Origin of the sequence: Anoxynatronum buryatiense, from assembly GCF_900182905.1 — a bacterium.
Lineage (GTDB): Bacteria > Bacillota > Clostridia > Peptostreptococcales > Tindalliaceae > Anoxynatronum > Anoxynatronum buryatiense.
Window position 1 is genome coordinate 1 of record NZ_FXUF01000008.1, and the last position, 22,947, is coordinate 22,947.

General features: G+C 48.7%; 22 protein-coding genes and 1 pseudogene. 21 read left to right on the forward strand and 2 right to left on the reverse strand.

Annotation, left to right across the window (positions count from 1 at the left end; all coding sequences use genetic code 11):
- The coding region (locus QOL74_RS10810; protein ID WP_283409494.1) for an IS256 family transposase at nt 1-959 on the reverse strand (959 nt) is incomplete at its 3' end.
- Nucleotides 960-1,024: 65 nt separating this feature from the next.
- A pseudogene (locus QOL74_RS10815) lies at nt 1,025-1,801 on the reverse strand (IS256 family transposase); the annotation flags it as partial.
- Nucleotides 1,802-2,057: 256 nt separating this feature from the next.
- On the opposite strand from QOL74_RS10815, the gene QOL74_RS10820 reads away from it, so the two are divergent.
- The 21 genes from QOL74_RS10820 to QOL74_RS10920 all read left to right on the forward strand — a co-directional run bounded on the left by QOL74_RS10820 (nt 2,058) and on the right by QOL74_RS10920 (nt 22,865).
- Nucleotides 2,058-3,035 carry an NAD(P)-dependent alcohol dehydrogenase gene (locus QOL74_RS10820; RefSeq protein ID WP_283409496.1) on the forward strand — a complete coding sequence of 326 codons (978 nt, stop codon included), beginning with the start codon at nt 2,058-2,060 and terminating at the stop codon, nt 3,033-3,035.
- A gap of 176 nt (nt 3,036-3,211) precedes the next feature.
- Nucleotides 3,212-3,967, forward strand: coding sequence for a class I SAM-dependent methyltransferase (locus QOL74_RS10825; protein WP_283409497.1), 756 nt, complete (start codon nt 3,212-3,214; stop codon nt 3,965-3,967).
- A gap of 116 nt (nt 3,968-4,083) precedes the next feature.
- Nucleotides 4,084-4,542, forward strand: a complete 459-nt coding sequence (locus QOL74_RS10830; RefSeq protein WP_283409498.1) for a GNAT family N-acetyltransferase — start codon at nt 4,084-4,086, stop codon at nt 4,540-4,542.
- Between the two features lie 47 nt (nt 4,543-4,589).
- Nucleotides 4,590-4,979: a VOC family protein gene (locus QOL74_RS10835; RefSeq protein WP_283409499.1), complete on the forward strand. Its 390-nt coding sequence runs from the start codon at nt 4,590-4,592 to the stop codon at nt 4,977-4,979.
- Nucleotides 4,980-5,009: 30 nt separating this feature from the next.
- The gene (locus QOL74_RS10840) at nt 5,010-5,732 is read left to right on the forward strand and encodes a DUF5131 family protein (protein ID WP_283409500.1); all 723 of its coding nucleotides are present in this window, start codon (nt 5,010-5,012) and stop codon (nt 5,730-5,732) included.
- A gap of 97 nt (nt 5,733-5,829) precedes the next feature.
- The gene (locus tag QOL74_RS10845) at nt 5,830-6,696 is read left to right on the forward strand and encodes an AraC family transcriptional regulator (RefSeq protein WP_283409501.1); all 867 of its coding nucleotides are present in this window, start codon (nt 5,830-5,832) and stop codon (nt 6,694-6,696) included.
- A gap of 81 nt (nt 6,697-6,777) precedes the next feature.
- Nucleotides 6,778-7,881 (forward strand): C45 family autoproteolytic acyltransferase/hydrolase, encoded by a 1,104-nt coding sequence (locus QOL74_RS10850; RefSeq protein ID WP_283409502.1) that lies wholly within the window; start codon nt 6,778-6,780, stop codon nt 7,879-7,881.
- A 330-nt stretch (nt 7,882-8,211) separates the two neighbouring features.
- The gene (locus QOL74_RS10855; RefSeq protein ID WP_283409503.1) at nt 8,212-9,318 is read left to right on the forward strand and encodes an IS1096 element passenger TnpR family protein; all 1,107 of its coding nucleotides are present in this window, start codon (nt 8,212-8,214) and stop codon (nt 9,316-9,318) included.
- Nucleotides 9,319-9,620: 302 nt separating this feature from the next.
- Nucleotides 9,621-9,980 carry a hypothetical protein gene (locus QOL74_RS10860; protein ID WP_283409504.1) on the forward strand — a complete coding sequence of 120 codons (360 nt, stop codon included), beginning with the start codon at nt 9,621-9,623 and terminating at the stop codon, nt 9,978-9,980.
- Between the two features lie 297 nt (nt 9,981-10,277).
- Nucleotides 10,278-10,862: a TetR/AcrR family transcriptional regulator gene (locus QOL74_RS10865; protein ID WP_283409505.1), complete on the forward strand. Its 585-nt coding sequence runs from the start codon at nt 10,278-10,280 to the stop codon at nt 10,860-10,862.
- 507 nt (nt 10,863-11,369) lie between these two features.
- Nucleotides 11,370-12,638 (forward strand): 5-(carboxyamino)imidazole ribonucleotide synthase, encoded by a 1,269-nt coding sequence (locus QOL74_RS10870; protein WP_283409506.1) that lies wholly within the window; start codon nt 11,370-11,372, stop codon nt 12,636-12,638.
- Nucleotides 12,559-13,122 carry a 5-(carboxyamino)imidazole ribonucleotide mutase gene (gene purE / locus QOL74_RS10875; RefSeq protein WP_283409507.1) on the forward strand — a complete coding sequence of 188 codons (564 nt, stop codon included), beginning with the start codon at nt 12,559-12,561 and terminating at the stop codon, nt 13,120-13,122. Before QOL74_RS10870 ends, purE begins: the two co-directional genes overlap by 80 nt.
- Entirely contained in the window at nt 13,119-13,913 is a 795-nt protein-coding gene (gene purC, locus QOL74_RS10880) for a phosphoribosylaminoimidazolesuccinocarboxamide synthase (protein WP_346771745.1), read from the forward strand. The genes purE and purC overlap by 4 nt, the downstream gene beginning before the upstream one ends.
- 5 nt (nt 13,914-13,918) lie before the next feature.
- Entirely contained in the window at nt 13,919-15,388 is a 1,470-nt protein-coding gene (purF, locus tag QOL74_RS10885; RefSeq protein ID WP_283409508.1) for an amidophosphoribosyltransferase, read from the forward strand.
- The gene (purM, locus tag QOL74_RS10890) at nt 15,381-16,418 is read left to right on the forward strand and encodes a phosphoribosylformylglycinamidine cyclo-ligase (RefSeq protein WP_283409509.1); all 1,038 of its coding nucleotides are present in this window, start codon (nt 15,381-15,383) and stop codon (nt 16,416-16,418) included. Before purF ends, purM begins: the two co-directional genes overlap by 8 nt.
- On the forward strand, nt 16,361-17,038 hold the full coding sequence (gene purN, locus QOL74_RS10895) for a phosphoribosylglycinamide formyltransferase (protein WP_283409510.1): 678 nt from the start codon (nt 16,361-16,363) through the stop codon (nt 17,036-17,038). Before purM ends, purN begins: the two co-directional genes overlap by 58 nt.
- Entirely contained in the window at nt 17,035-18,582 is a 1,548-nt protein-coding gene (gene purH / locus QOL74_RS10900) for a bifunctional phosphoribosylaminoimidazolecarboxamide formyltransferase/IMP cyclohydrolase (protein ID WP_283409511.1), read from the forward strand. Before purN ends, purH begins: the two co-directional genes overlap by 4 nt.
- A gap of 84 nt (nt 18,583-18,666) precedes the next feature.
- Nucleotides 18,667-19,920, forward strand: coding sequence for a phosphoribosylamine--glycine ligase (gene purD / locus QOL74_RS10905; protein WP_283409512.1), 1,254 nt, complete (start codon nt 18,667-18,669; stop codon nt 19,918-19,920).
- Between the two features lie 96 nt (nt 19,921-20,016).
- On the forward strand, nt 20,017-21,126 hold the full coding sequence (locus tag QOL74_RS10910) for a DUF4352 domain-containing protein (RefSeq protein ID WP_283409513.1): 1,110 nt from the start codon (nt 20,017-20,019) through the stop codon (nt 21,124-21,126).
- 375 nt (nt 21,127-21,501) lie between these two features.
- Nucleotides 21,502-22,281 carry an IclR family transcriptional regulator gene (locus QOL74_RS10915; protein WP_283409514.1) on the forward strand — a complete coding sequence of 260 codons (780 nt, stop codon included), beginning with the start codon at nt 21,502-21,504 and terminating at the stop codon, nt 22,279-22,281.
- A gap of 32 nt (nt 22,282-22,313) precedes the next feature.
- Nucleotides 22,314-22,865 (forward strand): ECF transporter S component, encoded by a 552-nt coding sequence (locus tag QOL74_RS10920; protein WP_283409515.1) that lies wholly within the window; start codon nt 22,314-22,316, stop codon nt 22,863-22,865.
- Nucleotides 22,866-22,947 lie beyond the last annotated feature (82 nt).

Here is a 22,947-nt window from a genome sequence, read left to right on the forward strand (position 1 = left end):
CAGGAATTGATGATCAGAGGGTACTTGCTCCCCCAGATGGCTTCAAATTCATTGAGTGCTTCCAGTCCCGCATCTTCGCTGGCCGCCTGGTAAATTGGCTTTAAATCGGCGGTCACTTTACGCAGATCTTTGTAGTTTACATACCGTACACTGTTTCGTATCTGGTGAACGATACACTTCTGGATTTCCGCTTGGGGATAGCAGGCGGCGATGGCTTCGTTGAAGCCTTTCAGATTGTCTACGCTTACAATAAGAATATCCTCCACACCCCGGTTTTTCAGCTCATTAAGAACCACCAGCCAGAACTTGGAGGTTTCATTCTCGCCAATCCACATACCCAGGACGTCCTTTTGTCCATCCATATCAATGCCAATGACCATGTAGGCTGCTTTGTTGACAATCATTCCGTCCTGCTTGACTTTATAGTGAATGGCATCCAGGAAGACCATGGCGTAGGTTCTTATCAATGGTCGGTTCTGCCATTCTTTGATGGTTGGCATGATTTTGTTGGTAATATTTGAAATGAGGGTAGGGGATACCTCGATTCCATACAACTGCTCCAGATGAGCCTGTATGTCTCTTGTACTGACCCCTTTGGCGTACAGGGCAATGACTTGATCTTCAATGCCGGTCACATTTCTTTGGCCTTTCTTGACGATCACTGGTTCAAAGTCGCTTTCACGGTCACGTGGAATTTCCAAACCCACTTCGCCGTAATCGCTGCGAACGGTTTTAGCACTATGACCGTTCCGACGGTTGGCTGTTTCTTTCTTGGCATCTTCGTGTTTCTGGTAGCCGAGATGGGTGTCCATTTCCCCTTCCAGCATTCCTTGAAGCGTTTCTGCGAACATGCCTTTGAGGACATTCTGAATATCCTCCACGGATTGAATCTCATTGTCTTTGATAAACTGCTTGATCTGCTCCTGGGTCATGATTCTTGGTTTTTTGCTCTTAGCCATTTCCATCCTCTCCCTACTGTTATTATAGTTGGATTAGCTAAAAGCACAATTTATTTTACACTCCCGATTTCCGCTTGGGGATAGCAGGCGGCGATGGCTTCGTTGAAGCCTTTCAGATTGTCTACGCTTACAATAAGAATATCCTCCACACCCCGGTTTTTCAGCTCATTAAGAACCACCAGCCAGAACTTGGAGGTTTCATTCTCGCCAATCCACATACCCAGGACGTCCTTTTGTCCATCCATATCAATGCCAATGACCATGTAGGCTGCTTTGTTGACAATCATTCCGTCCTGCTTGACTTTATAGTGAATGGCATCCAGGAAGACCATGGCGTAGGTTCCTATCAACGGTCGGTTCTGCCATTCTTTGATGGTTGGCATGATTTTGTTGGTGATATTTGAAATGAGGGTAGGGGATACCTCGATTCCATATAACTGCTCCAGATGAGCCTGTATGTCTCTTGTACTGACCCCTTTAGCGTACAGGGCAATGACTTGATCTTCAATGCCGGTCACGTTTATTTGGCCTTTCTTGACGATCACTGGTTCAAAATCGCTTTCACGGTCACGTGGGATTTCCAAACCCACTTCGCCGTAATCGCTGCGAACGGTTTTAGCACTATGGCCGTTTCGACGGTTGGCAGTTTCTTTCTTGGCATCTTCGTGTTTCTGGTAGCCGAGATGGGTGTCCATTTCCCCTTCCAGCATTCCTTGAAGCGTTTCTGCGAATATGCCTTTAAGGACATTCTGAATATCCTCCACGGATTGAATCTCATTGTCTTTGATAAACTGCTTGACCTGCTCCTGGGTCATGATTCTTGGTTTTCTGCTCTTAGCCATTTCCATCCTCTCCCTATTGTTATTATAGTTGGATTAGCTAAAAGCACAATTTATTTTACACTCCCGAATATAACATAAAAATATCTGTGGTTTACGTCAGATAACCATGCATTGCCGGCTCCGCTGCGCTCCGACCCAAACCTTTTCGCTGGGAGACAAGCTCCCCCAAGCGGTATTCCTTTGGGGTCCAGCTCAAAGGCTTCGGCAATGCAAAACGTTGGCTGAAAGATTACACCGCAAGAAAAAGAGTGTGCGCATGAAAAAAGCAGGGAGGAATGAAATGGGGACCATGAAAGCAATAATATGCCCGAAGTACGGACCGGCGGATGTACTGCAAATCAGACAAATCAATAAGCCGATTCATAGACAGGATGAAGTTCTGATAAAAATTTATGCAACTTCTGTTACCAATAGCGACCTCTTTATCAGAAGTTCTAACATACCTTCTAAAATGATGCGTATACCATTTCGCTTAATGATGGGGTTGAGAGGTCCACGCAATCCAATTATAGGAGAAGTTTTTTCCGGTAGAATTGAAGCTGTTGGCTTCGACATTAAACGATTTAAACCGGGTGATAAAGTTTATGGCTTAACAGGATTTTCTCTCGGAGGATATGCTGATTACAAGTGCATGAAAGAAGTGGATTCCAAACAAGGGTGTTTGGCAATTATGCCAGACAATATAAGTTATGAGGAAGCAACCTCTGCAGCATATGGCGGACTATTGGCGATTCAATACATGGAAAAGGGAAATATCAAGAAAGATAATAAAGTACTCATCTATGGAGCATCCGGAACAACTGGTACATTTGCGGTGCAATATGCAAAACATCTTGGCGCTACGGTAACTGCTGTATGCGGAACTAAAAACCTGGAATTTATTAAATCTTTAGGGGCGGATAATGTTGTTGACTATACAAGACAAGACGCTATTTCGCAATTAGTGAAATATGACTTTGTTCTGGATGCCGTTGGAAAATCTAAAACTTCCGCTCTGAAAAAGGCATGTGTAAAAGCCCTGTCAAAAAATGGAAAATATGGATCTATAGATGAATCTCCATTGCTGCTAAAATCAGATAGGCTTAACCAAATAACAAAAATGGTCGAAGCCGGTGCTGTTAACCCAGTCAATGATAGAGTTTATTCCTTTGAACAAATTATCGAAGCTCACAAATACGTGGAGACTGGGCATAAAAGGGGAAATGTTGCTGTTACCGTTAACTTTGACCAATAGATAAGCTGGAACATCGACAACAAATGAAGTGAATAGGAAAGAAGGGGCGTACAAAATGAAATGAGGAGAATTACATCGGCTAACAGCAACTATGCAGTTCGGGCAACTTCGCATAGCTGCAAAACGTTAAGTAGATTTACTCCCAAAAACAGTTGCAAGTTAAAAGGAGAATTTAAATGACGGAATTAGAGTTACTAATCGATTTCCACGTGGATGCTGAAAGACAAGGCCCGGGAAGTGGTGAAGATACTTTAAAGGCATTAAGTATGATTGATATTAACCCTGAAGCATCTTTGAAAATTGCAGATGTTGGCTGTGGTTTAGGCGCTCAAACACTGACGCTCGCTCAGAACTTAAATGGCTGCATTACTGCGGTAGATTTATTTGCTGATTTCTTAACGAAACTGAATGACCGAGCCAAAAAGTTGAATTTGGAAAACAAAATTACGACTCTGGAAAAGTCCATGGATGCACTTCCATTTGATAATGAAGAGTATGATATATTGTGGTCAGAAGGTGCCATATATAATATCGGATTTGAGTCAGGATTGAAGAATTGGAAGCGATTTTTAAAGACAAATGGTTATATTGCTGTAAGTGAAATGACATGGAAAACAAAAAACAGACCGAAAGAAATTGAAGAACACTGGAATAACGAATATCCAGAAATTGATACTGCATCAGGGAAAATAAAAATACTCGAAGAAAATGGTTTTTCGCTGGTAGGATTCTTTTTCTTGTCTGAAAAAAGTTGGCTTGACAATTACTATAGTCCCATGGAAAAGCGGTTTGATGCTTTTCTCCAAAAGCATGAAAATTCTGATGCAGCAAAAGCTATTGTAGAAGGAGAAAGACAGGAAATTGCCTTATATAGGAAGTACAAAGATTATCTAAGCTATGGGTTTTATATTGCTAAGAAATTACCTTCTTAGCGATTCGGGCTATTGATCATGCGAAATTCTGCGGCGGCGTTCTAAGATCTCTTTAAGATTTTTGTCAAAAGACACGCACCAGGTGAATGCAACTTATTAAACGTAAGGGGATTGTGATGGATATCAAAATCATTAAAGAAAACAAAAAAAGGTTTTTGGATCTATTACTTTTGGCAGATGAACAAGAGAGCATGATTGATAAATATATAGAGCGAGGCGAACTGTTTGCTCTTTATGATGGGGATTTAAAATGTATCTGCGTGATCACAAGGGAAGATAAAGATACATGTGAATTGAAAAACATAGCAACATATGAAAAGTATCAGGGGAAAGGGTATGGAAGTCGCCTGATTAAGTATATATGTGAGCATTACGAAGACAAGTGTAAAAGCATCATAGTTGGGACAGGGGACAGCCCGTGGATCATTTCGTTTTATGAACGGTGTGGGTTTGTGCTTTCGCATCGGGTGAAGGACTTTTTTATTGATAACTATGAGCACCCAATGTTTGATAATGGGATTCAGTTGGTGGATATGGTCTATTTAAAGAAAGATTTCGAAGCACATGATGGGTAAAATGTACCTGAAGAGATGGTGTCACTTTCGGGAAGGATGTATGACTCGTGAGAATCGAGCATGTGGCTATGTGGACCCAAAACATAGAAATAATGAAGACGTTTTATATAGATTACTTTGGTGGAATTGCTGGCGACAAATACAATAATCCCAGGAAATCCTTTGAATCATACTTTATTACGTTTGATTCAGGCGCAAGGCTGGAGCTTATGCAGATGCCGGCAGTGTTGTTGGCATCAGGCGATACCAATCACCAGTATATCGGACTAGCCCATATCGCCATTTCTGTGGGAAGTATTGAAAAGGTTAAAGGCCTTACGGATGAATTAATGAAAGCGGGCTACACAGTCATCAGTGAGCCACGGTACACAGGAGATGGCTACTATGAAAGCTGCGTATTAGACCCTGATGGAAACAGGCTGGAGTTAACGGTATAAATACGCAGATACATGAAGGGGAGGATGCCTGTGAACTGGGAGCCGTGGACGGGTTGCTACAAAGCAAGCGATGGCTGCGCAAATTGCTATTTTTATGGGCCGCATGCGAAGCGCTATGGTCAAAGCACCATACAAAAAACAGACAAATTCGATTGGCCCATCAAAACAAATGCAAAAGGCGAATACAACATCAAAGGAAACAAGATTCTTGCCACCTGTTTTGCAACCGACTTTTTTCTTCCGGAAGCGGATGAATGGCGCAAAGAGGTGTGGTCGATCATCAAAGAAAGAACCGATATCGATTTTTTAATTTTGACCAAGCGAATTGATCGTTTCCTGGTATCTCTCCCATCAGATTGGGGAACAGGATATGACAACGTAAACATGGGATGTACCGTCGAAAATCAGCAAGCAGCCGATGACAGGCTGCCATTGTTTTTATCCTATCCCATCAAGCGGCGGTTTATCGCCTGCGCCCCACTTTTAGAAGCGATCGATTTAACGCCGTATCTTCATGGCGTAGACCATGTGACAGTCGGCGGCGAAACAGGGCGAGAAGCCCGTGAATGTGATTATGATTGGGTGCTTAATATCCGTGAACAATGCGTAAAAGCAAATATAACTTTTTGGTTTAAAAATACCGGCTCGCTTTTCAAACGTGACAGCGTCGTGGAAAGAATAAACCCATTTAAGCAGACCGGGATGGCGAAAGAGCTTGGTATCAATATTTCAGATGGAAAAAGACTGTTCTGACAGAAGGATTCATTTAGTTTCCCTCATTAGCAAGTTGAATCGACCAGTTTGGCATTAAAAATACTGAAGAATTTTGAAGATAAAGTCGGTGAAGGCCATGGAATGGACGAAAGCATTAAAAGAATCAATTGAATACATAGAGCAGAACATACTTTCGGATGTATCTTTAGAAAGTCTTTCAAAGCATGTTCATATTTCCCCGTTTTATTTTCAAAAGGCATTTAATATCATGACTGGCTATACCATAGGGGAATACATTAGAAACAGACGATTGTATTTGGCGGCACTTGATCTCATTGAAAAAGATGATAAAGTCATAGAGGTGGCTTACCGGTATGGTTATGAAACACCAGAAAGCTTCTCAAAGGCCTTTAGTCGTTTTCATGGTTTGTCACCCATGAAATTAAGAAAGCAACCCTACAAAATAAAACCGTTTCATCCGATGGATATCAGTGTCTCTGTAAGAGGTGGAACTCAGTTGGATTATATCGTTGAGGCGATGGCATCCTTTAAAGTCATTGGAATCGGCAAGCGATTTTCTTATGAAAAGGCTTTTGATGAAATCCCTGAATTTTGGAGGGAATGGAAAGTAACATGTCCGGCCACCATTAGTGGACGAACAGCGTCTGACTTCAATATTGGAAAGTATGGCATTAGCATTGACACGATGAAAAAAAGTCATGAGTTTGATTATTATATTGCAGGTGATTTTGATAAGGCTCAAGTCAATAAAGACTATGAAGTTCTCGAAATTCCAGCACTGAACTGGGCTAAATTCCACTGCACGGGGCCACTGCCCACATCATTACAAGCGGTGAATACCAGAATCTTCAATGAGTGGTTACCAGAGAATAAAGCATACGAGATAAGCGTGGGTTACAATATTGAGGTATACCATCTGGGTGATATGAATGATCAAAATTACAAGTGTGAGATTTGGATACCAGTTAAAAAGATAAACTAAAAGCGACAAATAAAAGCAAAGAATGACAGGATAAGATGTGGTTTTCTCTGTAGAATGGGCTTAGAAAAGGAGGCGTATTCGATGGAAACGAAAAACATATCTTATTTTACATTAGAGGGAAGTTATGAGGAAATTGGTCGAAAAATGGCATTAATGCCGAACTTAACATCAGGTGTTTTAAAAGCTCCCAATACGTTCACAGACAATGAATTGAATGAGGCGATCAATCTATACAGGAAATATTGCCCGGGATTAGTGCGTGAACTGGAAGGCTATGCAGCGGCCAGCAATGTTTCAGTAAGTGACATTGCTTTTACGTGGATGACTTACCTGATTCCAAGATGCTCAGGTCTTATTGTAGAAGGCAGCTTGATGAATGATGGGGATACCCGGCTCGCAAGAAACTATGAATTTGATTTAGAACATGAAGACCTGGTCTTGTTTAAAACCAAACCAGAAGGAAAGTATGCGCATATTGGAGGCAGTGTTGTTCTTTTTGGTAGAAGCGAAGGCATCAATGAATGTGGACTTGCCGTTTCAATGTCATCTTGTGGCTTGCCGGTGAGTAATATGAGTGGGATGCGGCCGCCGAAAATCAAGGGTTTGCAGTTTTGGGCAGTGATAAGAAGTATTTTGGAAAACTGTAAAGATGTGGATGAAGCCCTGGCACTGGTGAAAGAAATGCCGATAGCGTATAACATCAATCTATTTTTAGCAGATGAGAACGGCAATGGCTGTCTTGTGGAGACGATGGATGGTGAACTCTCATTTGAAAGGATTTCACCCACAAGCAAGAAAAAGTATGTGTGTGGCACCAACCATATCGTGATTCCATCCTTTCAAAAATGGGAGCCCTATGCGATGAAAAACTCTGTCATACGATTACAAACGATAGAGAATTTCATGGAAGATAAAAAATCGCTGGCCGAAAATGACATAACCAGTCTTTTTCAAAAAACATATCCTGAGGGTTTGTCGTCACGTTATTATGACGACTTCTTCGGAACCATCAAAACAGTTGTGATGGTTCCAAAGAACCGAACGTTTAAAATTCACTGGCTTCTGGAAGAAGAAAACGGATGGGAAATCTATCAAATAGCAGATCAAAAAGAGGATCATGTCCTTGAAAAATATTACATGAAAGAAAAGGCCGACCCATCATTCTTTGAAGTTGTGAGGTTATAGCCTGATAAACCTCGACGACCCAATAGCCGTTTTGATCCGCCGGTGCCGGGTATCTCTTTAAATGGGGGTAGCATCCTGTTTCAGTCTTTCCAGCCCAATGAGTTTAACAGGTTTCAGGTACAGGCTTCTAAGGTGAGAATCAACACTTTATTCGCCAAGCTGGGTAAAATGGAGGCATAGCCATCCGGCCAACTATCCAACTATCCCAATACAGGGGAAGCGAGAAGGGCCTGATGATAGATGCTGGCGATCAACGTAATGACTTTTAGGACGGAGGGATCAGTCGAGGTGAAACCATATGCAAAGGATAAAGAACAGGTGATTAAAGGTATGAAAAAGAATCAAGACACCCACCAGATGCTGGGTGACCAACCCATTTTACTGCGGTTGGAGCTTCTGAACGAATGGTGCAGTGAGGAAGATATTGAAGTGCTGATGAAATACGCCCAGACCACTGAACGGGGTACAATTGTGAGAGATATTATTATTCCATCAGATATGCACCTGCACCATCTCCACTACGTAATTCAGCGGCTCTTTGGCTGGCAAAATTCTCATTTGCGTTCTTTCGAACTGGATGAAAAAGACAACCTTCGATTGACTGGCAATCGTGTAAGGGAATGGTCAGAACTTGCAGGTATTTTGTATCGTGGTGTACCCATTGATGAACATGACAAATTTTGGGATGATGAAGACTATACCGGTGGCAATTTTAAAATTTGGCTGAAGAAAAAATATACGGGACCCTATGAATATGGCGGTTATACGGAAGATTATGATGTGGCAAGGGAAGGCATTGAGATATTGATGAAAAACTGTCCGATGGTGGAAGTCAGAGAGTCTTTTTATGATTTTTATGAGAGAACAAAGAACTTGCCTCAGAGCAAAAAAGGCTCTGTTAAAACGCTTCGCAAAGCGCCAATTATGGATTTGACTTTGAAGGAACTCACAGACTCCATCAGTTTTGATTCAGATCTCTTTGAATTAATGGAAAAACTGGAAGTAAGACAAATTCTTGGCACATCGGGCAGCTCACTTGCAGCATATAAGGATCTTGTCAACGGTGAAGTGAACATACATTCTGGTGTGCTTCCAAATCCGGTTACCAACAAACTGGTTTATAAGTATGATTTCGGCGACAACTGGGTTGTTGAAATAACAAGACTCAGTGATATGAATACATTTGTTCGGCAAGGCGTGGTGGATCAAGAGTGGATGGACGAAGCTGTCGGCATCGTTGAGGAGAAGTATAAGCCGGTCTGCGTCCATAAAATGGGCGGGTATGTCATGGATGATGTGGGTGGAATGAGGGGCTATACTGATTTTTTGCGGGGAGTTTACCTTCACGGCGACAAAGAAGAAAAGGAAGCACTGAGAGAATGGGCCGGAAGCATGGGATGGAGCAGTAAAAAAGTGGCTTTGAAGAATATGCTTTAGGTTGCTGCTGCCCGCCTTGTGCCGGGCAGCAGTCTCTGATTTCCTTTTTCTTCATCTTTGCGCTCATGGAAAGTCGCCCTTAGATGTTAGAGCGCTCCTTTTGCCTGTAATCTGCCAATGACGGTATCATCGACGCCTTAAGCATAGCGTTTTAAAGCGAAGACCAGTCTTTGCGCAATTAATCACATGGATGACTCGGTGAAAAATGTAGCGGTAGAATCCGTGTTGCAGCTCGCCGGAAAAGATAAAAGCATCTACGCTTGGTGAGGGACGGTTTTGTTCTAAGCTGGAAAGGGTATCTAATGGAAATGATGATTGCTGCCGGCGTGCACCAGATGGAGGGATTTTTTGAAAAAGAACAATGCATCCATAATCATTTTGTTTATTCTTTTGGCGTTGCCGATTCCACCTTCGCTTCTTTCATGGATTGGAACAGTGATATCGGTTGCGAATATCGGGATGACGGATTGGTCGGCACCTGGCCAGCTGATGCTGGGGTTTGTTGCTTTGGCAACGATGTTGCTTGCAGGAACGTACTTGGTGTCATACGTGATTTCGTTGAGGGCAACACTGAAGAACAAAAGAATTTCGAAAATCAGTTTTTTGCCGATGGGGCACCTGTTGGTATTGGGTGCTTTTTTTCTTATATGGATGTGGCTTGAGTCATTCTGATCTGCTTCAGATGGATGACCTGAATTGATCTTCCTGTCTATCAAAAGTTTGCTCGAAGGTGAATCAGTTGGTCTGCAGATGATACTCCAGGAGTGTTTTTCAATTTCGGTTGTTGATGCCGGTGATGACCACAAAATGGGATTTTTCCGCCGACGAAATTCAGCAATAGTGTCAGTTTGTGACGAATTGAAAAAAATCAATACAATGTCAAAAAAGCGTTGCAATGTCAAAAAAAGAAGCGTATAATAAGTAGAAAAACTAACGGTAGGTTGAGAGAGGTGTCAAAAGTGAGAGAACATGAATCTGCAGAACGCATTAAAAGAGTTTCCATGAAGCTTTTTAACGACAAGGGTTATGAAGCAACCACCATCCGGGACATCTGCAACGAGATTGGGATCACAGCTCCTTCGTTTTACTACTATTTCGACTCAAAAGAACTGCTTTACCTTCAAATGATCAAAGAATGCGAAGCATTGCATCAGGCTGTCATTACAGAGGCTATTGACAATTGTCCCAGCCAGATCGCCGAGGACCGTCTCAAGTACATTTTTGAAGCGTTGCTGAAGTTTTACCGGGACCATCCAGATCCGTACACTTTCCTGTTGCGCAACACCCTCTTCCCAGTGGCTTCCATGAAGGAGAAGATCAGGGAAATGTCCAACATCTGGAAAGTCCAGTTTTCAGAGCAAATTGCAGGATTTGTGGAATCCAGTCAAAAACGCCGCATGCCGAAGCTGGAAGCGGCCGGTCTCATCAAGTCCTATCATCGATTCATTGTGGGATATGTACTTCAATTGGTGAATGGACTGCTGGAACCAACAGACGATGCTGCAGAGGAAGCTTGGAATCTTTATTGGAACGGCATCAAATAAGTATCAATCAATCGACAAATAACCATCCGAATGCGAATCCCCCGGCAGATGCCGGGGGATTTTTGTCATTCGAATACATACAATAAAGCACTTACTGCCAGGGGATCGGTAAATTAAAAATCCATCCTATGCCAAACGGAGTGGTTCAAATGTGTCGGATGACTGGTTCGTTTAGATCGTCATAAACAAGATCTCAACAGAACCACAAAAATTCAGAACACGCATAAAAACAGAACAATTAAAGAAAAAAGCAAATAGTTTTTCTGGAATAGACGCACATTAATGCCGTATCGATCAAAAAGATTCTCTATTCTCTTTACTTTTTGATGTCTGTTTTGTTACACTTAAACCACGGACAAAACACAGATCAGCCATGAATGATGACGAAATGATATCAAAGAGTGGCAGCGGCACATGCCATAGGTGCATGAACACCTGCCGGTAAGTAAAGCAAGCAATAGAAAGAGCAAAGCCAAAAGAATCGATTGAAGAATGAGGAGGCGTTGGGTGTTGAATCAGGCAGAGATTGGTGTTGTCGGGGGTGGACAGCTGGGCAAAATGCTGCTCTTGGAAGGGCACCGGGCAGGGCTCACCTTTGCAGTGCTTGACCCGGCGGTTGACTGCCCTGCTGGAGTGATGAGCCACCAAACCATTCAGGCGGCTTTTACCGATGAAGCAGCACTGGAAGCCCTGGCAGCTGCCAGCCGCCGGTTGACCTATGAATTTGAACATATTGATGCCAGGACATTGATGCGCCTGGAATCTTCAGGATGCCAGGTAATGCCTTCGCCGGAAACACTGTACATGGTACAGGACAAGTTTCGGCAGAAGTCGTTTCTGGCATCTTGCTGTCTACCCGTACCCGATTTTATGCAGGTGAAGAATGAAGCCGACGCCCAAAAAGCTGGAGAAGCCTATGGCTATCCCTTTATGCTGAAAAGCTGCACAGGCGGTTACGACGGTAAGGGAAATGCCCTGGTGGAAACGCCGGCAGACTTAAACCAGGCCATGACCCGGTTGGGGGGAGGGGAAACCTCCCTCATGGCAGAAAAGTGCATTGATTTTCTCATGGAAATCTCCGTACTGGCTGCCCGGGACGAAGCAGGCAATCTGGCCATCTTTCCCGTGGGTCAGAACCAGCACCGGGACAGTATTCTCCACCGGACGCTGGTGCCGGCTCCTCTGCCGGTAAAAGTGCTGGAAGAAGCGGATCAGCTGGCCCGAAATACCCTGAAACAATTGAAGGGGGCGGGGATTTTTTGCATTGAAATGTTTGTGGACCGGGAACACCGGCTCACCATCAATGAAATTGCTCCCAGAACCCACAACTCCGGGCATCATACCATTGAAAGCTGTAATATTTCCCAGTTTGGCCAGCAGCTGCGGGCCCTTATGGGATGGCCCCTGCTGCCGCCCAGGCTGCTGCGGCCGGCGGTGATGATCAATTTACTGGGAGATCCCCGCCATGTCGGCAAACCCCGGTTGGCAGGTATAGAAGAAGCCTTGGCGCTGGGAGAAGTGCACCTGCACCTCTATGGAAAGACCGAAAGCCGCCCCGGCCGGAAGATGGGCCATGTGACGGTACTGGCCGACACCTTGGAAGAGGCCCTGATACTGGCCGACCGAGTGGAAGCCCTCTTACGCATTGAAGTGGTGGCGACTGCTTCGGCCACTGAAATCAAAAGGAGGAACAAGGATGACATCAATCACGCCAACCACCGCAGAGACAAAGCCTCAACAGCCCCTGGTGGGCATCATCATGGGCAGCGATTCTGATCTGCCGGTGATGCAGGAAGCTGCCGGGATTTTAAAGATATTGGAAGTGCCTTATGAAGTAACTATTGTGTCAGCTCACCGCACACCGGAGCGAATGGTGGCTTATGGTAGGGAAGCCCGTGAACGGGGCCTGAAGGTGATTATTGCCGGTGCCGGCGGTGCCGCCCACCTGCCGGGAATGGTGGCGTCGTTGACGCCCCTGCCGGTGATAGGGGTGCCGGTGAAAAGCCGGCAAATGAACGGGCTGGATTCCCTGCTGTCCATTGTGCAAATGCCCGGGGGCATTCCTGTGGCTACAGTGGCCATCAACGGAGCCCGAAATGCCGGGTTGCTGGCCGCCCGCATACTGGCCCTGGGAGATGAAGCCCTCATGGACCGGCTGGATCGTTGGATTCACCAGCAGACAGACCAGGTGCTTAAAAAAGCACAAGCATTGGAAACCATGGGCGTTGAAGCCTTTTTGGAAGGGAGACAGGAACAATGAGTGAAGTGAAACAAGAGAAGGGGACCAGCCTGAAAGATCTTGGCCTGAAAGAGCTTGACCTGCAAGACATTGAAATGGGTGACATGCTGTACGAGGGAAAAGCCAAAAAAATGTTCCGCACCAAGGATGAAAAACAGCTGGTGGTGGTGTATAAAGACGATGCCACTGCCTTCAACGGCGAAAAGAAAGGCACCATTATGGGGAAAGGACAAGTGAACTGTGAAATGTCGGCCCTGCTCTTCCGGTATCTGGAAGCTTCAGGCATTCCCACCCACCTGATCGCATCACTGACCCCCGGTCAAATGCTGGTGAAGGCAGTGACCATTCTACCGGTGGAAGTGATTGTGCGCAACATTGCTACCGGCTCTCTCAGTAAACGCCTGGGAGCAGAAGAAGGGAAAGTGCTGCCCCACCCCATACTGGAATTCTGTTATAAAAATGATGCTTTAGGCGACCCGCTGGTGAATGATGACCATATCACCGCTCTGGGGTGGGCCACGAAAGAACAGCTGGCTGTCATTCGCACCATGGCCCTGAGAGTCAATGAATTGCTGCAGCCGGTCATGCTGAAGGCAGGGCTGCGACTGGTGGACTTCAAGCTGGAGTTCGGACTGTACGGCGGGGAAGTGATTCTGGCTGATGAAATTTCGCCGGATACCTGTCGGTTGTGGGATACAACAACCGGCAAAAAACTGGATAAAGACCGTTTTCGTCAGGATTTGGGACAGGTGGAAGAGGCCTACGAAGAAGTGTTGAAGCGGCTTCGTCAGGCAGTTGTGGTGGAAAGGTGAGCGGTATGAAGAAACAAAACCCCTGGCAGGAGATGGATATGATGGATGAGATGGACCGGCTTCATGAGGAGTGTGGTGTGCTGGGGCTCTACCAGCCCACCGATGATCACACCGCCGAACTGTTGTATTACGGCCTCTATGCGTTGCAGCACCGGGGCCAGGAGAGTGCCGGCATTGCCGTTACCGACGGCAGCCGCACCCGCTGGCATAAAGAAATGGGGCTGGTATCTGAAGTTTTTGGAGAAGGAGAACTGAAAAAACTCACCGGCAACCGGGGCATTGGCCATGTGCGGTATTCCACCAGTGGTGAAAGTGATGTGGAAAATGCACAACCCCTGGTGGTGCGCTACCGGGGCGGCAGCATAGCCATGGCCCACAATGGCAACCTGGTGAATGCCGGGCTCTTGCGGGAACGGCTGGAAGACGCCGGGGTGGTGTTTCAGACCTCCATTGACTCAGAGGTGATTGTTAACCTCATTGCCCGTTACAGCAATGAAGGCATTCACCAGGCCATTCGCCGCACCATGGATCTGGTGAAGGGCGCCTATGCCCTAGTGATTATGAATGAAGAATGCCTCATCGGTGTTCGTGACCCCCTGGGGCTTCGCCCCCTGTGCCTGGGGAAAACGGAGACAGGCTACGTGCTGGCATCGGAAAGCTGCGCCTTTGATGTGATGGGAGCCCAGCTGGTGCGGGATATAGAGCCGGGAGAAATGGTCACCATTACAGAAAATGGAGTAACCTCAGAAATGTATGACACCCCGGGAAAACGGGCGTCATGTATCTTCGAGTACATTTACTTTGCCCGCCCCGACAGCGTCATCGACGGTGTGGGGGTTTACCAGGCCCGGCGAAATGCCGGCCGTCTTCTGGCGGCAGAATGGCCGGCAGAGGCAGATATGGTGATGGCGGTGCCGGATTCATCCATCCCGGTGGCGTTGGGGTATGCAGAAGCTTCCGGCATTCCCTACGGGGAAGGCCTCATGAAAAACCGGTATATCGGCCGTACCTTCATTCAGCCCACCCAGGCCATCCGGGAACTGGCGGTGAAGTTGAAGCTGAGCCCCATGGAACAGAACATTCGGGGCAAACGCCTGGTACTCATTGACGACTCCATTGTGCGGGGCACCACCAGCAAACGCATTGTGGAAACCCTGAAACAGGCAGGGGCGAAGGAAGTGCATGTGCGGGTCAGTTCGCCCCCGGTGGCCTACAGCTGCTTCTTTGGCATCGATACGCCAGACCGGAACCAGCTCATCGGCGCAGTGAAAACCATCGATCAGATTCGCCGGGTGATAGGGGCCGATTCATTGGGGTACCTGAGTCCGGAAGGCCTGGTGGATTCCATTGGAAAGCCACGTAACCAGTTTTGTCTGGCCTGTTTTGACGGCCGTTATCCCACCGAAGTGCCGGTGCAGACCGGCGGGCAGGCAGAAAACCGTTTTCAACGGCTGGAGGAGGATCATCATGAGTAAAATCACTTATCAGGATGCGGGGGTCAACGTGGCAGAGGGGCAGCGCACGGTGGAACTAATGAAAGAAGCCGTTGCCCGCACCTTCACCCCGGGGGTGCTCACCGGCATTGGCTCTTTTGGCGCCCTGTTTCAGCCCGATCTCACCGGTATGACAGAACCGGTGCTGGTTTCAGGCACCGACGGTGTGGGCACCAAGTTGAAGCTGGCCTTTCTCATGGACCGCCACGACACCATTGGGCGGGATTGCGTGGCCATGTGCGTTAATGATATTCTCTGCCATGGGGCTCAACCCCTCTTTTTTCTCGATTATCTGGCCACCGGCCGTTTGCAGGGAGAAAAAGCCGCTGCCATTGTGGCAGGAGTAGCCGCTGGCTGTCAGGAGGCAGGCTGCGCTCTGGTGGGGGGTGAAACCGCTGAAATGCCAGGGTTTTACCCTGAAGGGGAGTATGACCTGGCCGGCTTTGCGGTTGGGTTGGCAGACCGGAAAAAACTGGTCACCGGCGAAAACATTCAACCGGGAGATCTTCTCATCGGGCTGGCTTCCTCCGGGATTCACAGCAACGGTTTTTCGCTGGTACGCCGGCTGCTGCTGGAAGAAAAAGCCTATTCCCTGGATGCGGTGCTGCCGGAACTGGCGAAACCCCTGGGAGAAGTGCTCCTCACCCCCACCCGCATATACGTGAAGCCGGTACTTTCAGTCATGAAGCATCACCATCTGAAAGGCATGGCCCATATCACCGGCGGTGGTTTTCATGAGAACATTCCCCGCATGCTGCCGGCGGGCTGTCAGGCAACCATCCACCGGGGAAGCTGGCCGGTGCCCCCGGTCTTCAAACTGCTGGCAGAAGCCGGCAATCTGGAAGAAGAAGACCTCTACACCACCTTCAACATGGGCATTGGGCTGGTGATTGCCGTTGCTGAAAAAGAGGCGGAACAGCTTCGGCGATCTTTGGTGGAACAGGGGGAACAGGCATGGATCATCGGCGAAGTGACAGCCGGCGAAAAGCAGGTGACCTTATGCAACCCCTGAACATCAGCGTGTTGATTTCCGGCGGCGGCACCAATCTGGAAGCCCTGCTTCAGGCCATTGAAGCACAGCAAATTCCTGCCCGTGTGGTGCAGGTGATCGCCAGTCAGCCCGATGCCTATGGCCTTACCCGTGCCGGAAACTGGGACATTCCCACAAAGATTCTTCCGGTGAATGAACCGGAAAAAGCCGACAAACTGTTGTTGGAATGGCTGGAAGAAGCGGACACCCAGCTGGTGGTGCTGGCGGGATATGTGAAGAAAGTGCCCCCGACGGTGGTGGCCGCCTACCCCAACCGAATGATGAACATCCACCCCTCCCTGATTCCTGCTTTTGCCGGCCCTGGCTGGTACGGCATAAAGGTGCATGAAGGCGTCTGGCAGCGGGGGGTGAAGCTCACCGGTGCCACGGTGCATTTTGTCAACGGTGAGATGGATGGCGGCCCCATTATTCTCCAGGAGGCAGTGGCCCTTTCTCACGAAGATGACCCTGCTGCCATTCAGCAAAAGGTACTGGCGGTGGAACACCGGCTGCTTCCCCGCGCAGTCAGTTTATTTGCAGCCCAAAAACTCCAGGTGGCAGGACACCGGGTGATTCTAAAGGATGAGGTGAGTGAACAATGATCAAACGTGCTTTAATCAGTGTTTCCGATAAAACAGGCATTGTGGAACTGGCAGAAGCCCTGCATCGCCACGGTGTGCAGCTGATTTCCACGGGAGGTACCGCCAGATTGCTGGCAGAAGCAGGGCTTCCGGTGAAAGAAGTGGCAGAAGTCACCGGATTTCCCGAATGTCTGGACGGCCGGGTCAAAACCCTGCATCCGGTGATACATGGGGGGCTGCTGGCCAGACGGCCTGACCCTGCCCACATGAACACCCTGGCAGAAATGCACATCGACACCATTGACCTGCTGGTGATCAACCTGTACCCCTTCAAAGAAACCATGCTGCGTCCTGGTGCAACCTTTGAAGAGGTCATCGAACAGATTGACATCGGCGGCCCTGCCATGCTGCGTTCTGCCGCCAAAAACCACGAGTCTGTCACGGTGCTCACCGACCCGGCAGATTATCCCCGGGTGCTGCAGGAGCTGGCTGAAACCGGTGACACCACCCCGGCCACCCGGCGCGATCTGGCGGCCAAGGTGTTTCAGCTCACCAGCCACTATGACAGTCTCATTGCCGGATACCTCACCCGGGCAACGGAACCGGCGGCAGAAGAACTTCACTGGCCGGCAACCATGACCCTCACCTTCGAAAAAGCCCAGGACCTGCGCTACGGGGAAAACCCCCATCAGCAGGCAGCTTTTTACCGGGAGCCGGTGACCCTGCCGGGCACCCTGGCTGCTGCCCGCCAGCTTCAGGGCAAAGAACTTTCCTTTAATAACATCAATGATGCCGCCGGCACCCTGTCGCTGCTCCAGGAATTCACAGCCCCCACTGCGGTAGCGGTGAAGCACACCAATCCCTGTGGCGTGGCTTCGGGAGAAACCATTGAAGAAGCCTGGGAAAAAGCCTACGGGGCAGATCCCCTCTCCATCTTTGGCGGCATTGTGGCCTTTAACCGTCCGGTGACAGAAACCGTGGCCAAAGGCATGCTGCCCATTTTTCTGGAAGTGGTGATGGCGCCCGCCTTCACCCCGGAAGCCCTGCAGGTACTTGCAGCCAAACCCAATATCCGGCTGCTGGAAATTCCGGAAATTGAAAAGGCTCCCCGGGAAATGCTGGACTTAAAGCGAGTGCCCGGCGGCCTGCTGGTACAGCAGGCAGATGACGCCCTTACCCAGGGCCTTGACCTGAAAACCACCGCAGGCCTTGCCCCTGAGCTGGAAGAAGATTTGCGCTTTGCCTGGAAAATCGTGAAACACGTGAAATCCAACGCCATTGTCATTGCCAAAAATCAGCAGACACTGGCAGTGGGACCGGGACAGACCAGCCGCATCTGGGCACTGGAGAACGCCCTTCGGAACACCACCCACGACACCCAGGGTGCTGTGATGGCTTCTGATGCCTTCTTCCCCTTCAGCGACTGTGTGGAAGTGGCGGCCCAGGCGGGCATCACTGCCATCATTCAACCCGGGGGTTCCCAGAAAGACCAGGAATCCATTGACGCCTGCAATCGCCTTGGCATTGCCATGGTGTTCACAGGTATGCGCCATTTCAAGCATTAGTTCTTTAGCATTTAGTTCTTTAGCATTAGTTCGTTAGTATGAAAATGCTCATTGGATAAATAGATGATACGAGGAGTGTTCCGCATGAAAATACTGGTCATCGGCAGCGGGGGCAGAGAACATACCCTGGTCTGGAAACTGAAACAGTGTGCCACCGTCAGCCGTCTTTACTGCGCCCCGGGAAATCCGGGAATAGCAGCGCTGGGTGAATGTGTCCCCATCCAGGTGGATCAGATCAAAGCCCTTCGGGACTTTGCCCTGGAAAAGCAGGTGGACCTCACGGTGGTGGGGCCGGAGGTGCCTTTGACACTGGGCATCGTGGATGAATTTCGTCAGGTGGGGCTGCAAATCATCGGCCCTGATGCAAAGGCCGCCCAGTTGGAAGGCAGCAAGTCCTACGCCAAGGATTTTATGGTGAAATACGGCATTCCCACCGGCCGTTACGAAAAAGCCCATACCATGGAAGAAGCCCTGTACCTGTTGCAGGATTTCTCTCTGCCCGTGGTGATCAAAGCCGACGGACTGGCTGCCGGCAAAGGGGTGCTCATCTGCCAGACGCCGGATGAAGCCCGCCAGGCAGTGGTGGACATTCTGGTGAACCAGGTCTTCGGAGAGGCCGGCAGTCACCTGGTGATTGAAGAGTTTCTGGAAGGCATTGAGACCTCAGTGCTTTGCTTTGTGGATGGCGAAACCATTCTTCCCATGGCCAGTTCTCAGGACCATAAGCGCATTGGCGACGGCGATACGGGCCCCAACACCGGCGGTATGGGAACCTACTCCCCCAACCGGGTGTATACCAATGCCATGGCCCGGCAGGTGAAGGAAAAAATTCTGATTCCCACCCTTCGGGGGATTCAGCAGGAAAAAATGGACTTTCGGGGCATTCTTTTTGTGGGGCTCATGATCACCCATGAGGGGCCCAAGGTGCTGGAATACAACGTTCGCTTTGGCGATCCTGAAACCCAGGTGGTGATGCCCCGGCTGAAGACAGATCTGTGCAAGGTCTTCAGCCAGATGCTGAACCGGAACCTGTCGCGTCTTCAACTGGAATGGAAACCGGAAGTCGCAGTGTGTGCGGTGCTGGCCTCCGGCGGTTACCCGGGTGACTATGCAACAGGAATTCCCATTTCAGGCCTGGAAGAAGTGGCAGAGGACATACTTGTTTTTCATGCCGGAACCGGAATGAAGGAAGAACAGTTGGTCACCGCAGGGGGGCGGGTGCTGAACGTAACCGCCCTGGCCCCCACAGTTGACGAGGCCCGGGAAAAAGTTTACAATGCAGTGGAGCGTATCACCTTTGAAGGAAAAACCTACCGCCGGGATATTGGACTGACTTAACAAAATGCCAGGAACTGGGGCGGTGCCTGTTACCGCCTGAAACCATGGGCATGATCCGGGAGCGACGGTATTTCCTCAAAAGAGAGGAGATCATCCATGCATGCTGTACAACAGAAAAAAAGCGGCCATGTCAGCTGCCGGAAACCGGGGCTGAAACATCGGCTGATCATACTGCTGGGTCTATTGCTGTTGCTGTTTTCGGTATCGGGCTGTAACCAGTCCTCCCAACCGAAGGGAGGCGAAAATGCGTCGGAACCGCCGGCAGTGACAGAGGCTCCGGCCCAGGGGCCTTCAGAGATGAAACCACCGGTGGAAGTGCCTGTTTCACAGCAACAGAGCCAGGAAGGCATCACCGTGAACCTGGAACACCTCCAGCTGCTGAGTCAGGTCGATTTTGGAGACGGTCGCCACAGTGACGCTGTCAAGCTGACAGTGACAGTGGAACAGGAATCAGACATTTCACTGAGGGTTTATCCCGATGGGGGCCGGCTGTTGCTGAACACCGGTGAAGAAATATCCACGGCGAAGGGGGAATTTCACGAAACCTATGCCGATGGCACGCTGAAAAAGGGAGATTTATACTTTCCCCTGACCCTTACCCGTCCCGAAGAAATCAATCACGTCCGGTTTGTGATGGAAGGCCCGGCCAATCAATATTTCACTGTGGTGGGAGAAGATTTTGTTTTTAAAGTGCCGGTGAACCATCCCGATCATCAACCGGTGGAGCGGCAGGAACTCATTGAAAGGGCCTATGCACATGCAGAAAAGCTGACCGCCGCCCCCGGCGTGACAGAATCCAGGCGAATGGCCCTGGTGGAAAACCTGGGGGAAATCACCCTTCATGTGATCGATGTGGTGCTTTATGAAGCTATGGAACACCCCTTTGCGGCATTTTTAAAGGTGGACGAACCGGTGAATTTCATCGCCCTCACCCTGGCCATTGAAAATACCGGTGACAACGAAGTGACCTTTTCAAGTGCCCGCAGCCGGCTGCGGTTAAATGGCGGCGAAGCCCTGGCGGCAGACCATCTCATGAGCCAGTATCTGAGCCCTGACTACGCGCCGGGAGGCATCAAAACCGGTGCTGTGTTTTATCTGATTCCAGAAGCGCTTCCCGCAGAACTGGAGACTCTGGAGCTGTTGACAGAGCTGGTACTGCCGGGGGAAAACCCTGAACCGGTGACGCTGCAGTTACCCATCCGGTAAGAACAGGCTTCTGCCGGTACGGCTAAGAATGACATCAAGAAAGATTTTGGCAGTGATGCTGAAATCTTTTTTTCTTTTTTGGCTCACAACAATGGTTAAGAACAACACGAGAAAAGATACATTGATCTGAATCAATATAATAGTCGGACAATTACAAAAAAACTCAAAAAAAGGAAGATTCTGTGATTGAAGCCAGGAAGATTTTGTGTTAAAATGTGAAAAAGCGTTTTGCAATGCAAAATACATAGAGGCCATCAATAGATCTGAAGACCATTCCACAGAGCGGGGAGAGGGTGATAATCACATTACAGAGAATGTCCGAAAATAAGATCCGAGCCATCGGGAAGATCGGATCAGAGGGGTGATCCATCCAACATGACGCAACGGGACTATGTTGTCAAATCGGTTGTGAAAGCACTGGATATTCTGGAAATGCTGGATCAGGAAAAAGAACTGGGAATCAGTGAACTGGCAGAAAAACTGCAGTTGGATAAAAGCACGGTGCATCGCCTGGTGACCACATTGAAGCTTCAGGGGTATGTGACACAAAACCAGACCAATCAAAAATATGCCAACAGTATCAAGCTTTTTGAGATGGGCAACCGGATGATTGAGGGGATGGGGTTCCGGCGGCAGTGCCAACCCTATCTGGAAGAACTGGCCATGCGCACCCACGAAACTGTGAACCTGGCCATTCAGGATGGTCATGAAATCATCTACATTGATAAAATTGAAAGCCGGGCCACCATTAAGGTGGATCTGGGCATCGGGAAGCGATTGCCCATGTATTGCACCGGTCTGGGAAAAGCCATGCTGGCCTGGCTGCCGGAAGAAGAACTGGACCAACTCTATGGTGAAACTGTTTTCAAACCCTATACACCCAAAACCCTGACAACCCTTCAGGATTTGAAGGAATCGCTGGCGGTCATACGTCAGCAGGGGTACAGCCTGGACGATGAAGAATATGTCGTTGGGTTAATGTGCGTGGCAGCACCCATCTGGAATCATCAGGGGCGGCCCATTGCAGCCATTAGTGTGGCAGTGCCTGAATACCGCTTTCAGGAAGGGCTGGTAACGACAGACTATGGGGAGGTGGTGAAAGAAATCAGCGAAAAAATTTCAAGAGAATTGGGATGTCGGCAGGAAAACAATTAAACGTACAGGTGCAGGGGAAAGGAGCGAGAAACGTGAACTTATCCATCCGAAAAATTGTTATGTCGGGTATTTTAGGTGCTGTCTCCATTTTGTTAGGCGTGACGGGTCTGGGATTCATTCCGGTGCCCACACCGGCAGGTCATGCCACCATCATGCATGTACCGGCGATTCTGGGAGGCGTACTGGAGGGACCCATTGTCGGTATGCTGTCAGGAGCCATCTTCGGGATCTTCAGCTTTTTGAGGGCCACCAGCCCCATGTTTACAGATCCTCTCATTGCCATCTTCCCCCGCCTGTTCATTGGCGTTACTGCCTATTATGCCTATGTGGCAACCAAGCGGATTAACCCCATTCTGGCCTACGTGCTGGCAGGGGCTGTGGGTACTGCCACCAATACCATTCTGGTGCTGGGCATGGCATCCATTCGCGGATTCTTCCCTGCCAGTGTGGCCCTCTCCATCGGGGTGCTTCACGGGGTGCCGGAAGTCATCGTGGCAGCCATTCTGGTGGTTGTTTTGGGCAAAGGCCTTGAACGGGTTCGTGGTGCTCAGGGTGATGTCATTGAAACAGACGACGACTTGTAAAGACTGAATCGAACCAACCGGGGAAAACAACAGTCGGCAGGCCTTACGGATTGCCGGCTGTTGCTTCGGAACAGGAGTGATA

What these genes read in the sequence shown, in the direction of transcription:
- QOL74_RS10820 (WP_283409496.1), top strand. Translation starts at nt 2,058, where the DNA reads ATGAAAAAAGCAGGGAGGAATGAAATGGGGACCATGAAAGCAATAATA.
- QOL74_RS10825 (WP_283409497.1), top strand. Translation starts at nt 3,212, where the DNA reads ATGACGGAATTAGAGTTACTAATCGATTTCCACGTGGATGCTGAAAGA.
- QOL74_RS10830 (WP_283409498.1), top strand. Translation starts at nt 4,084, where the DNA reads ATGGATATCAAAATCATTAAAGAAAACAAAAAAAGGTTTTTGGATCTA.
- QOL74_RS10845 (WP_283409501.1), top strand. Translation starts at nt 5,830, where the DNA reads ATGGAATGGACGAAAGCATTAAAAGAATCAATTGAATACATAGAGCAG.
- QOL74_RS10850 (WP_283409502.1), top strand. Translation starts at nt 6,778, where the DNA reads ATGGAAACGAAAAACATATCTTATTTTACATTAGAGGGAAGTTATGAG.
- QOL74_RS10855 (WP_283409503.1), top strand. Translation starts at nt 8,212, where the DNA reads ATGAAAAAGAATCAAGACACCCACCAGATGCTGGGTGACCAACCCATT.
- QOL74_RS10860 (WP_283409504.1), top strand. Translation starts at nt 9,621, where the DNA reads ATGGAAATGATGATTGCTGCCGGCGTGCACCAGATGGAGGGATTTTTT.
- purE (WP_283409507.1), top strand. Translation starts at nt 12,559, where the DNA reads ATGACATCAATCACGCCAACCACCGCAGAGACAAAGCCTCAACAGCCC.
- purC (WP_346771745.1), top strand. Translation starts at nt 13,119, where the DNA reads ATGAGTGAAGTGAAACAAGAGAAGGGGACCAGCCTGAAAGATCTTGGC.
- purF (WP_283409508.1), top strand. Translation starts at nt 13,919, where the DNA reads ATGAAGAAACAAAACCCCTGGCAGGAGATGGATATGATGGATGAGATG.
- purM (WP_283409509.1), top strand. Translation starts at nt 15,381, where the DNA reads ATGAGTAAAATCACTTATCAGGATGCGGGGGTCAACGTGGCAGAGGGG.
- purN (WP_283409510.1), top strand. Translation starts at nt 16,361, where the DNA reads ATGGATCATCGGCGAAGTGACAGCCGGCGAAAAGCAGGTGACCTTATG.
- purH (WP_283409511.1), top strand. Translation starts at nt 17,035, where the DNA reads ATGATCAAACGTGCTTTAATCAGTGTTTCCGATAAAACAGGCATTGTG.
- purD (WP_283409512.1), top strand. Translation starts at nt 18,667, where the DNA reads ATGAAAATACTGGTCATCGGCAGCGGGGGCAGAGAACATACCCTGGTC.
- QOL74_RS10910 (WP_283409513.1), top strand. Translation starts at nt 20,017, where the DNA reads ATGCATGCTGTACAACAGAAAAAAAGCGGCCATGTCAGCTGCCGGAAA.
- QOL74_RS10915 (WP_283409514.1), top strand. Translation starts at nt 21,502, where the DNA reads ATGACGCAACGGGACTATGTTGTCAAATCGGTTGTGAAAGCACTGGAT.